Origin of the sequence: Bordetella petrii (assembly GCF_017356245.1) — a bacterium.
GTDB classification, from domain to species: domain Bacteria; phylum Pseudomonadota; class Gammaproteobacteria; order Burkholderiales; family Burkholderiaceae_B; genus Bordetella_A; species Bordetella_A petrii_D.
The window spans coordinates 565,294-577,328 of sequence record NZ_JAFMZZ010000001.1 but is presented as its reverse complement, the minus strand read 5'-3'; the positions used below and the strand labels follow the sequence as shown (position 1 = coordinate 577,328).

Sequence of the window (12,035 nt, the reverse complement as noted above, 5' to 3'; positions counted from 1 at the left end):
CGGAAGGAGACATCATGGCCTTTTCATCCCGCCGCCGCGACATGCTGCTGGTTGCGCTGCTCGGCGCCGCGCCGCAGGTCCGCTCACAGCCCGCCAGGTTTCCCGACCGCCCGCTGCGCATCGTGGTGGGCTATGCCGCGGGCGGCGGCATGGATACCATGGCCAGGATCCTGGCCGCGGGGCTGTCCGGGCAGCTGGGCCAGTCGGTCGTGGTCGAGAACCGCCCCGGCGCCGCCGGCATGCTGGCGGCCGACCACATCGCCAAGTCGGCCGCCGACGGCTACAGCCTGCTCATGGGCGAAACCTCGCTGCTGATCGCGCCGCACCTGCAGGCCAGCGCCCTGGTCGACCCGTTGGCGCAGCTGACCCCGGTCGCCGGCCTGTTCGAATCCCTGTACATGGTGATCGCGAACAACGACTTTCCCGCCTCGAACCCGGCCGAGATGATCCAGGTTTTGAAGGCCGCGCCGGGCAAGTATGTGTATGCGACCTCGGGCATCGGAACCCTGCATCACATGGGCTTCGAGCTGCTGAAGGCCGAGGCGGGCCTGACGGTGCTGCACGTTCCGTACCGCGGCGCTTCCCAACTGGTGCCCGACCTGCTCAACAACCGCATCCAGCTGGCCGTGGTCAGCGCGTCGGTGGGGCAGGAGCTCGCGCAGGCAGGCAAGGTCAAGGCGCTGGGCGTGTACAGCAATGTCGACGCCAGGCGCAGCGGCGGCATTGCGCCCATCGCGACCGCCGTGCCCGGTTTCGATGTGGTGCCACTGCAGGTGCTGTACGCGCCGGCCGGCACGCCCGCCGACGTGGTGGCCCGCCTGTCGCAAGCGGTGCGGGCCGTGCTGGCCGACCCGGGCACGGTCGAGCAGGCCGGGCAGCAGGGCGTCGTGCCCGCCTATGCCGCCCCGCAGCCGCTGGCCCGCAAGCTGGCCAGCGAATCGGCCCGCTGGCGCGACCTGATCGAGCAGCAGCACATCAAGGCGCAATAGCAACGCACCAGACCCTGTCCTGACACCGCACACCATGAAAATCACCGATATCCGCGCCAGCGCGCTTTCCGTTCCCGTGACCATCGATGTGCCGGGCGTGGGGCCCCACCGCGAAAAGCTGGGCTGCTGCGTGGTCGAGGTCCATACCGACGCAGGCATCGTCGGCCATGGGCTGACCGGCATCACCCAGGAAAAAGCCATCGAGGCCATCGTCAACCATGTGGCGGCGCCGGCCCTGGCCGGCGCCGATCCGCTGGCGCACGAGGCGCGCTGGGAGCAGATGTACTGGCTGATGTCGTCGCGCGGGCAGACCGGCTATGCGGCGCACGCCATTGCCGCGATCGACGTGGCCCTGTGGGACATCAAAGGCAAGCGCTATGGGCAGCCGGTGTGGCGCCTGCTGGGCGGGGCGCGCAATACGGTGCCCGTGTACGCCACCTTCGGCTTCGATTTCCTGGACATCGACGGCCTGAAAGACGCGGCGCAGGCCTTGCGCGCGCAAGGCCTGTCGCACCTGAAGATGGTGGTGGGGCACCGCGCGCTGCAGCGGCGCGACCAGGGCCGCGACCTGCTGTCGGTAATCCAGGAAGACGAACGGCGCATCCGCGCGGTGCGCGAGGCGATAGGCGAACAGGCGGCGCTGTACATCGACGCCAACTGCAGCCTGGACGCCTACCATGCCCATCGCCTGGCCATGCAGACTCTGGATTGCAGGCTGGGCTTTTTCGAAGAACCCGTGTCGCAGAACGATGTGCAGGCCATGGCCGACCTGCGCGCGCGCACGGGCGTGCCGCTGGCCTGCGGGCAGAACGAAGGCCTGGCCTACCGTTTCCGCGACTGGATGGTGGCCCGAAGCGTGGACTACGTGCAGCCCAACGTGGTGATCAGCGGCGGCTATACGCAATGCGCTCGCATCGCCGCGCTGGCCGCGGCGTTCAACCTGTCGGTAACCAACGGCGGCGCCTTCCCGCTTCACAACATGCACCTGCAAGCCGGCGTGCACAACGGCACCAAGGTAGAGTGGCATCTGCCCGTGGTCGCCTTGATGCACCAGCTGTACGAAGGTTTCGTCGAACCCCGGGACGGCGTCATTACCCTGCCCGACACGCCGGGCCTGGGCTTCGCGCTGCGGCCCGGGGCGCTGCGGGAATTCGCGGCATGAAGGCCGGTATCGTCCGCGCCGGCGCGGCGCCAACCATACGCCGCGGGGCAGCCCATGTTTCTGTGTCTTGACGATTTCGAGGCCGCGGCGCGCAAGCGCCTGCCCCGCTGCCTGTACGCCTTCGCCGCCAATGGGTCCGAGCGCGGCGCCTCGGCCGCCGCCAACGGGCAGAGCTTCCGGAAGTGGTCGTTCCTGCCGCGCGCCTTGCGGGACGTGTCGCGGGTGAACCAGGCGGTGGACTTGTTCGGCACGTCGCACGCCGCGCCTTTCGGCATTGCGCCCATGGGGGGATGCGCCTTGTTCGCGCACCGCGCCGACCTGGCCCTGGCCGCCGCGGCGCAGGGCCGCCGGGTGCCGTTCGTGCTCAGCGCCGCGTCCAGCCTGCCGCTGGAGCACATCATGGCCCATGCCCCCGGGACGTGGTACCAGGGGTACGTGCCGGGCGACGACGCGGCGATTCTGCCTCTGCTCGACCGCCTGCGAGCCGCCGGCGTGCAAGTGCTGGTGTTGACCGTCGACGTGCCGGTGGCCTCCAACCGCGATGGCGAACGGCGCCTGGGCTTCTCGGTGCCGGTCAGACCCAGCCTGTCGCTGGCGCTGGATGGCTTGCGGCATCCGCGCTGGCTGTGCGGGACGCTGGCCCGCACCCTACTGCGCGACGGCATGCCCCGCCTGCCGAATTTCGCCGGCGGCGGGCCGGCGCGCCCCATCATCGCCCCGCCCGCGCCCGCCATGCGCTCCGGCCGCGACCGCTTCACCTGGGAACACGTGGCGCTGATACGCAGGCAATGGCGCGGGGCGCTGGTGCTCAAGGGCATACTGCGCGCCGGCGACGCGCGGCAGGCGGTGGCGGCCGGCGCCGACGGGCTGATCGTGTCCAACCATGGCGGCCGGCAGCTCGATGGCGCCATCGCCGCGCTCGACGCCCTGCCGCCCATTGTCGAGGCGGCCGGCGGCCGGCCGGTGTGCCTGGACGGCGGCATACGCCGCGGCACCGACGTGCTGAAGGCGCTGGCCCTGGGGGCGAAGATGGTGTTGGTCGGCCGCCCGATGCTGTACGCGGCTGCGTGCGGCGGGCAGCGGCAAGTGGAAGCGGCCATCGACATGCTGAGCCGGGAAATCGCCATCGACCTGGCCCTGCTCGGGTGCCCCGACCTGGCCGGCCTGGACCGCAGCTGGCTGGAACGCGCCTGAAGCGGCGTTTCCGTATGCGGCGCACGGCGGACAGCGATTGCCTGCGGGAATCACGATGGCCCGCCGCGCATTGACGAACCGCGCATCCGGCCTGGATCATGGCCAATACGCCGCCCTGGCCGCGCTGCCCGGGCGGCCAGGACGCAATCCCTGCCGGAGACCCGATGGACATAGAACCCCGTTATCTGCACGACTGGAGCGGCACGGAATACGGCGTGCCGGCCGCGCTGGCGCGGCCGGCCAGCGTCGATGAGTTGTCGGCATGGCTGGCCGGCCACCATGCCACCGCCACGCCCATTGCCGTGCAGGGCGGCCGCACCGGCGTGTCGGGCGGCGCGGCCCCCGCCGATGGCGAGCACATCCTGTCGATGGAAAACCTGAACCAGGTCGTCAGCTTCGACCGCAAGGCCGGGGTGATCGTCGTCGAGGCCGGCATGGTGCTGCAGCCGCTGCAGGAACTGGTCGAAGCAGAAGGGTGGTCTTTTCCGCTCGACCTGGGTTCGCGCGGATCGTGCCAGATCGGCGGCAACGCGGCCACCAACGCGGGCGGATCGCGGGTGATCAAGTACGGCAACACCCGCAACATGGTGCTGGGCCTGGAAGCCGTGCTGGCCGACGGCAGCATCATCGGGCTGCCCAACCAGCTGGTCAAGAACAACGCCGGCTATTCGCTGGCCCAGTTGCTGGTGGGCAGCGAAGGCACGCTGGGCGTCATGACCAAACTGGCCCTGCGCCTGGTGCCCAGGCCGGCGGCCAGGCTCTGCGCCCTGCTGGCGATGCCGCACGGCGTGCCCCTGGACAGCCTGCTGCACCGTTGCCGGCAGGAACTGGGCGGCGCATTGTCCGCCTTCGAGGTGATGTGGCCCGAATACGTCCAGGCGGCGCAAGCCGCCTGCGGCGAAGGGCGCGCTTTGCCCGACGGCTTCCAGGGCCGGCGCGCCGTGCTGGCTGAAGTCGAGGGTGATTGCGAAGCCTCGCTGGCCGGCCGCCTCGAACAGGTGCTTGCGCGGGCCTGTGAAGACGGACTGGTGCATGACGTGGTGCTGTCCGCCTCGGGCAAGGACGCCCGGCAGTTGTGGCAGATCCGCGAGTCGGTCGGCGAGATCCAGGCGGGCATCCGACCCTACGCCGGCTTCGACCTGGGCATGCCGGCGCGCGACTATGACCGCTACGTGCAGCAGGCGCGCGACCGCCTGGCGGCGACGGGGCTGCCGGTGCAGGCCTACTTCTTCGGGCATGCCGGAGACGGCAATCTGCACGCGGTCATCGGCCCGTGCCATACCAGCCAGGCCAGGCAGCAGGTCGAGGCCGCGCTCTACGACCTGTTGCCGCGCTACACCACCACGGTCACGGCCGAGCATGGGGTAGGGCGCAAGAAAAAGGCCATGCTGGCCCGCGCGCGCACGGGCGCCGACATCGCCGCCATGGCGGCGATCAAGCGGGCGCTGGATCCCGCGAATATCCTCAACCGCGGGCGGATCTTCGACGTGTAGGCGGGCCCCGCCGGCCACCGGGCCGGGCCGTCAGTCTTCGCGGCCCCATTCTTCGCCGCGGGCCCAGGGCTGGCTGGCGAAGCGCTCGGCCAGGTAGTCGATAAAGGCCTGCACCCGCGCCGGCCGCCGGCGCCCGGGCGGAGTCAGGATGTGCAGCGCGATGGGTTCGACCTGCCAGTCGTCCATGACCGTTTCCAGCCGGCCCGCCTGGATATCCTGCCAGGCCAGGAACTCGGGCTGCAGCGCCAGCCCCAGCCCGGCCAGCAAGGCGTGCGTCAGCGCTTCGGCGTTGTTGGCCCGCAGCGAAGGCTCCACCGACTGAGTGAATTCGCCATGCCGTTCGTGCCGGAACCGCCAGCCCGGGCCGCTGCGCGAATAGGCGTATTGCAGGGCGCGGTGCCCGGCCAGGTCGCGCGGATGACGCGGCCGGCCATGGCGTTCGAAATAGGCCGGCGCGCCGACCAGCAGGATGCGCACGCTGCACAGACGCCGGGCCTGCAGGCTGGAATCGGCCAGGGTAGAGATGCGCAGCCCCAGATCGAAGCGGTGCGCAACCAGGTCGACCAGCTCGTCGCTGAACTCGATGTCCAGGCTGACCTCGGGGCAGGCCTCCATGAACGGCGGCAGGGCGGGCGCCAGATGCGACAGCCCGAACGACATCGGCGCGGCAATGCGCACCGGGCCGCGCAGGCTGGCCGACTGCTCGGCCAGTTCGGCCTCTACCGCTTCGCCTTCTTCCAGGATGCGGGTCGCGCGCTCCAGCGCGGCCAGCCCGCTCTCGGTCAGGGACATGCGGCGCGAGGTGCGGTGGAACAGCATGGTCTTCATGCGCGTTTCCAGGCGGGTGATGGCCTTGGAAACGGTGGCCTGCGACAGGGCAAGCTCGGCGGCGGCGCGGGCAAATGACCCGGTGTCGGCCACCTTGGCGAAGATGGCCCAGGCTTCCAGGTCGGGCAGCTTGTTCATGGCGGTCATGGAATCGATCTTGGCGGATTGATTCTACTGTCAAAGCCGCGCAAGACCCCCGCCTCCATCGCGTCAATACCGGAAAGAATGGAATTCCATTCTTGCCATTCAGTTCGCGCGCCGCGGCCCCTACACTGGCACGCATCGCAACACCACCGCCAAAAAGCCCGCCATGAGCGAACGCCGCCCTTACGACAGCCGCGGCGCCGCCCGCCATTTTCCTTGCGCGGCGCATGCCGCCGCGCCTTCCGTTCTACCATTACTGATGGGAGCATTGCCATGTCGAAATATCTTGAAGTCCTGACTCCGCAGAACAGCCAGATCATCTTCATCGACCAGCAGCCGCAGATGGCCTTTGGCGTGCAGTCGATCGACCGCCAGGTCCTGAAGAACAACGTGGTCGGCCTGGCCAAGGCCGCCAAGGCGTTCAATATCCCCGCCACCATCACCACTGTCGAAACCGAGAGCTTCTCGGGCCACACCTATCCCGAACTGCTGGCCGTCTTCCCCGAGCACAAGATCCTGGAGCGCACTTCGATGAATTCCTGGGACGACCAGAATGTGCGCGACGCGTTGGCCGCCAGCGGCCGCAAGAAGATCGTCGTTTCGGGCCTGTGGACGGAAGTCTGCAACACCACCTTCGCGCTGTGCGCCGCGCTGGAAGGCGGCTATGAAATCTACATGGTTACCGACGCTTCCGGCGGCACGTCGGCCGATGCGCACAAGTATGCGATCGACCGCATGGTCCAGGCCGGCATCGTGCCGGTGACCTGGCAGCAGGTGCTGCTGGAATGGCAGCGCGACTGGGCGCGCCGGGACACCTACGATGCGGTCATGCAGATCGTGAAGGAGCATTCCGGCGCCTATGGCATGGGCGTGGACTACGCTTACACCATGGTGCACAAGGCGCCCGAGCGCGTGCAGCACGGCGAGCGCATCGGCCCCAACCCGGCCAAGTAGCCATTCGTCCAGCCGCCGGCAAGCGAGGTAAAGCCATGAAACTCTATGTCCTGTCTCTCGGCGCCGGCCTGCTGGTCGGTGTTATCTACAGTGTGCTGAACGTGCGCTCGCCCGCGCCGCCGCTGGTGGCGCTGGTGGGGCTGCTGGGCATCCTGCTCGGCGAGCAAGTGATTCCGGTGGGCAAGCAGCTGCTGAACGGCACGGCCTTCAGTACGGCCTGCAACAAGACGCAGGCCACCAGCCACGTGCTGGGCCAGCTGCCGGGGCGGCAGGCGGCCGCCCGGACGAGCGGGCGCGAACCGTCCTAGCGCGCCCTGTGAAAGGAGCATCTATCGTGTCCGATTCCAGTCCCGACGTCATTTTCCACAATGGCCAGATCACGACGCTGGATCGCGCCAGGCCGACGGCCAGCGCGGTGGCGGTCAAATCCGGCAGGTTCGTTGCCGTGGGCAGCGATGAAGAAATCATGCCGCTGACGGGCCGGGGCACCCGGGTCGTCGACCTGAAGCGCCGGCGCGTGCTGCCGGGCCTGTTCGACAACCATACCCATGTGGTGCGCGGCGGCTTGAACTACAACATGGAGCTGCGCTGGGACGGCGTGCGCTCGCTGGCCGATGCACTGGACATGCTGCGGCGCCAGGTTGCCATCACGCCCGCACCTCAATGGGTGCGCGTGGTCGGCGGCTTTACCGAGCACCAGTTTGCCGAGAAGCGCCTGCCCACTCTCGACGAAATCAACGCCATCGCGCCCGATACCCCGGTGTTCCTGCTGCACCTGTATGACCGCGCGCTGCTCAATGCGGCGGCGCTGCGCGCCGTGGGCTACACCAAAGACACGCCCGAGCCGCCGGGCGGCCAGATCGCGCGCGATGCCAACGGCAATCCCACGGGCCTGCTGCTGGCGCAGCCCAACGCCACCATTCTTTACGCCACCCTGGCCAAGGGGCCCAGGCTGCCGCTCGAGTACCAGCTCAATTCCACGCGCCACTTCATGCGCGAACTGAACCGCCTGGGCGTGACCGGCGTCATCGATGCCGGCGGCGGCTTCCAGAACTATCCGGAAGACTACGAGGTCATCCAGAAGCTGGCCGACGCCGGCCAGATCACCGTGCGCCTGGCCTACAACCTGTTCACGCAGAAACCCAAACAGGAAAAAGAAGACTTCCTCAAATGGACGTCCTCGGTCAAGTACAAGCAGGGCGACGATTACTTCCGCCACAACGGCGCCGGGGAAATGCTGGTGTATTCCGCGGCCGATTTCGAGGACTTCCGCGTCGAACGTCCCGACATGCCGCCGCAGATGGAAAACGAGCTCGAAGAAGTCGTGCGCGTGCTGGTCCAGAACCAGTGGCCCTGGCGCCTGCATGCCACGTACGACGAAACGATTTCGCGCGCGCTCGATGTGTTCGAAAAGGTCAACCGGGACACGCCGCTGGCGGGCATCAACTGGTTCTTCGACCACGCCGAGACGATTTCCGACAAGTCCATCGACCGCATCGCGGCGCTGGGCGGCGGCATTGCCGTGCAGCACCGCATGGCTTACCAGGGCGAATACTTCGTCGAACGCTACGGTGCCCGGGCTGCCGAGGCCACGCCGCCCGTCAAGCGCATCCTGGAGCGGGGCGTCAAGACGTCGGCCGGCACCGATGCCACGCGCGTGGCTTCCTACAACCCCTGGGTGTCGCTGTCGTGGCTGGTCACGGGCGCCACGCTGGGCGGCCTGCGGCTCTATCCGCAGCGCAATCTGCTGGACCGCGAGACGGCGCTGCGCATGTGGACCGAGAACGTGGCCTGGTTCTCCAATGAAGAAGGCAAGCGCGGCCGCATCTCGGTGGGCCAGCTGGCCGACTTGATCGTGCCCAGCAAGGATTATTTCAGCGTGCCCGAGGACGAGATCTCGTTCCTGACCTCGCACCTCACCGTGGTAGGCGGACGCGTCGTCTATGGCGAGGGCGATTTCGCGGCGCTGGACGACAACCCGCTGCCGCCCGCCATGCCCGACTGGTCGCCGACGCGGCTGTTCAAGGGCTACGGCGCATGGGGCGAGCCGGACGGCGCCGGCAAGAACTCGCTGTATCCGCGCTACCAGGCCATGGCGTCCTGCGGCTGCGCCAGCGCCTGCGGCCTGCATGGCCACGATCATGCGCGCGCCTGGGCCGCGCGGGCGCCGGTATCGGACCTGCAGGGCTTCTTCGGCGCCCTGGGCTGTTCCTGCTGGGCCGTGTAATCTCATCGGGGGAAGCCCTCAACAAGGAGCAAGCATCGTGACCACGCGCGAACCTGTGCCGGCCGCCGCATCCACGGGCGGCTTCGCGCCGCTGCGCCAGACGGTCTTTGCCGTGCTGTGGGTGGCCACCGTCATCGGCAACACCGGCAGCTTCATCCGCGATGTCGCCAGTTCCTGGCTGATGACCGACCTGTCGCCGTCGCCGGCCGCCGTTGCGCTGGTGCAGGCGGCCGCCACGCTGCCGGTCTTCCTGCTGGCCATTCCCGCCGGCGTGCTGTCCGACATTCTCGACCGCCGCAAGTTTCTCATCGGCATCCAGATCCTGCTGGCTTGCACCAGCGTCACCCTGATGCTGTTGTCGGCCGCCGGCCTGCAATCGGTGGCATCGCTGGTGGCCCTGACCTTCCTGGGCGGCATCGGCGCGGCCTTGATGGGGCCGACCTGGCAGGCCATCGTGCCCGAGCTGGTCGACAAGAAAGACCTCAAGAGCGCCGTCGCGCTCAATTCGCTGGGCATCAATATTGCGCGCGCCGTCGGCCCCGCCCTGGGCGGGGTGGTCCTGGCCGGCCTGGGCGCCGCGGTCACCTATGGCGTGGACGTCATCAGTTATGTCTTCGTGGTGGCGGCGCTGCTGTGGTGGCGCCGCCCGGCCGCCGCGCAAGACGAGCTGTCCGAACGTTTTGCCGGCGCCTTCCGCGCCGGGCTGCGCTATGCGCGCGCCAGCCGCGATCTGCACATCGTGCTGGCGCGCGCGTTCCTGTTCTTCGCGCTGGCCAGTTCGGTGTGGGCGCTGCTGCCGCTGGTAGCGCGCAGCCTGCTGGGCGGCGGCGCCGGCTTCTACGGCATCCTGCTGGGGGCCGTGGGCCTGGGCGCGATCGGCGGCGCCATCTTCATGCCGAAGCTGCGCGACCGCCTCAGCGCCGACGGCCTGCTGCTGGGCGCGGCGCTGGTCACGGCGGCCGTCATGGCCTTTCTGTCGTTCGCTCCGCCGCAGTGGGCCGCGGTAGCCGGCCTGCTGGTGCTGGGCGCGGCCTGGATCACCGCGCTGACCACACTCAACGGCGTGGCGCAGTCCATTCTGCCGAACTGGGTGCGGGGGCGTTCGCTGGCCGTCTACCTGACGGTGTTCAACGGCGCCATGACCGCGGGCAGCCTCGGCTGGGGTGCCGTGGCCGAAGGGGTGGGGGTGCCGGCAACCCTGCTGGCCGGCGCCGCCGGCCTGGTGCTGGTCGGCTTCGCCGCGCACCGGGTCAAGCTGCCGCGCGGCGAGGCCGACCTGGTGCCCTCCAACCACTGGCCCGAACCCTTGACGGCGGCCCCGGTCGAGCACGACCGGGGGCCCGTGATGATACTCATCGAATACCAGGTCGCGCCCGCGGACCGGCCGGATTTCCTGCGGGCGCTGGCGCGGCTGTCGGCCGAACGGCGGCGCGATGGCGCCTACAACTGGGGCGTCACCGAAGACGCGGCCGACGAGAATGTCATGCTGGAATGGTTCCAGGTCGAATCCTGGGCCGAGCACCTGCGCCAGCACCATCGGGTTTCCTGGGCCGACGCCGATGTCCAGGCCGAGGTACTGCGCTTCCATCGCGGCGCGCAGCCCCCGGTGGTCAGGCATCTGCTGGCCATCAATCGGCCTGGCGCGGGGCAGGCATAGCAAACCGGGCAGGGCGGCGCGCCATGCGACAATCGCAGCGCGCCTTCCGCTTTTCATTGCTCATGTCCGACTCCATCCCGCCCGTGTCCTCTGCCGCCGTCCGCGTCGCCATCATCGGCGGCGGCCCCGCCGGGCTGATGGCGGCCGAAACCCTGGCGCGGCACGGCATACAGGCCGACCTCTACGACAGCATGCCGTCGGTGGGGCGCAAGTTCCTGCTGGCCGGCCGCGGCGGACTGAACCTTACCCACAGCGAGCCGGCCGAGCGCTTCAATCAACGCTATGGCGCGCGCAGCGCGGCCGTGGCCGGCTGGCTCAGCCGCTTCGATGCCCGGGCCTTGCGCGACTGGACGCACGGGCTGGGCGTCGACACCTTCGTCGGTTCGTCGGGCCGCGTATTTCCCCGTGAAATGAAAGCCGCGCCGCTATTGCGCGCCTGGCTGTCGCGGCTGCGCGCCGCGGGCGTGCGCTTCCACATGCGGCACCACTGGAACGGCTGGGCCGCGAATGCGGGCATCGGCCCGCAGACCCTGCATTTCCAGACGCCGCAGGGCGCGCTGGCCGTGCGCGCCGACGCCGCCATCCTGGCCCTGGGCGGCGCCAGTTGGGCCCGGCTGGGCTCCGATGGGGCATGGGCCGCGGGCTTGCAGGCGCACGGCGTGGACATGGCGCCGCTGCGGCCCGCCAATTGCGGCTTCGAGGCCGACTGGAGCGCGCATTTGCGCGAGCGCTGCGCCGGCATGCCAGTCAAGTCGGCCGCCATGGCGCTGGACGACGGCGGCGCGCCCGGACCCTGGCGGCGCGGCGAGTTCGTGCTGACCGAATCGGGCATCGAAGGCAGCCTGGTCTATGCCTTGTCGGCAGGCTTGCGCGACGCCATCGACGCGCACGGCGCGGCGCTCGCCTGGGTCGACCTGCTGCCGGACCTGCCCGCCGGGCGCGTCCTGGCGCAGGTGTCGCATCCGCGCGGCGCGCGTTCCATGGCCAGTCATCTGCAAAGCCGCCTCGGCCTCAAGGGCGCCAAGGCCGCGCTGCTGCGTGAATGCGCGCCAGCGCAGGCCTGGCACGACATGGAACGGCTGGCCCGCTGCATCAAGGCGCTGCCGCTGCGCCTGCTGCGCGCGCGCCCCATCGACGAAGCCATCAGCAGCGCGGGCGGCGTGCGCCTGGAAGCCGCCGACGACGCACTGATGCTCAAGGCCGCACCCGGCATTTTCTGCGCGGGCGAAATGCTGGACTGGGAAGCGCCGACCGGCGGCTATCTGCTGACCGCATGCATGGCCAGCGGCGTGGTGGCGGCAGAGGGCGCGCGGGCCTTTCTTGCATCCTGATACACACTTTCCGCAGCAAGCCTCAAGCAGTCACAGCGCCGTCAGCAACACGCCCG

The 12,035-nt window shown here is 69.3% G+C and carries 10 protein-coding genes; 9 read left to right on the top strand and 1 reads right to left on the bottom strand.

What is annotated here, in order from left to right; translation table 11 throughout:
- The first annotated feature begins 14 nt into the window (after positions 1–14).
- The 4 genes from J2P76_RS02780 (at position 15) to J2P76_RS02765 (ending at position 4,838) form a co-directional block, all read left to right on the top strand.
- Positions 15–989, top strand: coding sequence for a Bug family tripartite tricarboxylate transporter substrate binding protein (locus J2P76_RS02780; RefSeq protein WP_207404317.1), 975 nt, complete (start codon positions 15–17; stop codon positions 987–989).
- A 34-nt stretch (positions 990–1,023) separates the two neighbouring features.
- On the top strand, positions 1,024–2,151 hold the full coding sequence (locus J2P76_RS02775; protein ID WP_207404316.1) for a mandelate racemase/muconate lactonizing enzyme family protein: 1,128 nt from the start codon (positions 1,024–1,026) through the stop codon (positions 2,149–2,151).
- Positions 2,152–2,205: 54 nt separating this feature from the next.
- Positions 2,206–3,345, top strand: a complete 1,140-nt coding sequence (locus J2P76_RS02770) for an alpha-hydroxy acid oxidase (protein ID WP_207404314.1) — start codon at positions 2,206–2,208, stop codon at positions 3,343–3,345.
- 164 nt (positions 3,346–3,509) lie between these two features.
- Positions 3,510–4,838, top strand: a complete 1,329-nt coding sequence (locus J2P76_RS02765; protein WP_207404313.1) for an FAD-binding oxidoreductase — start codon at positions 3,510–3,512, stop codon at positions 4,836–4,838.
- 30 nt (positions 4,839–4,868) lie between these two features.
- Here the strand turns inward: J2P76_RS02765 and J2P76_RS02760 are convergent, their stop codons facing one another.
- A complete protein-coding gene (locus J2P76_RS02760) occupies positions 4,869–5,804 on the bottom strand; it encodes a LysR family transcriptional regulator (RefSeq protein ID WP_207409092.1) in 936 nt (311 codons plus the stop codon).
- Positions 5,805–6,083: 279 nt separating this feature from the next.
- Between J2P76_RS02760 and J2P76_RS02755 the strand changes: the two genes are divergently transcribed.
- The 5 genes from J2P76_RS02755 to J2P76_RS02735 all read left to right on the top strand — a co-directional run bounded on the left by J2P76_RS02755 (position 6,084) and on the right by J2P76_RS02735 (position 11,979).
- Positions 6,084–6,764, top strand: coding sequence for a hydrolase (locus J2P76_RS02755; protein ID WP_207404311.1), 681 nt, complete (start codon positions 6,084–6,086; stop codon positions 6,762–6,764).
- Positions 6,765–6,799: 35 nt separating this feature from the next.
- On the top strand, positions 6,800–7,072 hold the full coding sequence (locus tag J2P76_RS02750) for a XapX domain-containing protein (RefSeq protein WP_207404310.1): 273 nt from the start codon (positions 6,800–6,802) through the stop codon (positions 7,070–7,072).
- A gap of 26 nt (positions 7,073–7,098) precedes the next feature.
- Positions 7,099–8,991 carry an amidohydrolase family protein gene (locus J2P76_RS02745; protein ID WP_207404309.1) on the top strand — a complete coding sequence of 631 codons (1,893 nt, stop codon included), beginning with the start codon at positions 7,099–7,101 and terminating at the stop codon, positions 8,989–8,991.
- A gap of 37 nt (positions 8,992–9,028) precedes the next feature.
- Positions 9,029–10,648 carry an MFS transporter gene (locus J2P76_RS02740; protein WP_347565284.1) on the top strand — a complete coding sequence of 540 codons (1,620 nt, stop codon included), beginning with the start codon at positions 9,029–9,031 and terminating at the stop codon, positions 10,646–10,648.
- Between the two features lie 62 nt (positions 10,649–10,710).
- Positions 10,711–11,979, top strand: coding sequence for a TIGR03862 family flavoprotein (locus tag J2P76_RS02735; protein WP_207404306.1), 1,269 nt, complete (start codon positions 10,711–10,713; stop codon positions 11,977–11,979).
- Positions 11,980–12,035 lie beyond the last annotated feature (56 nt).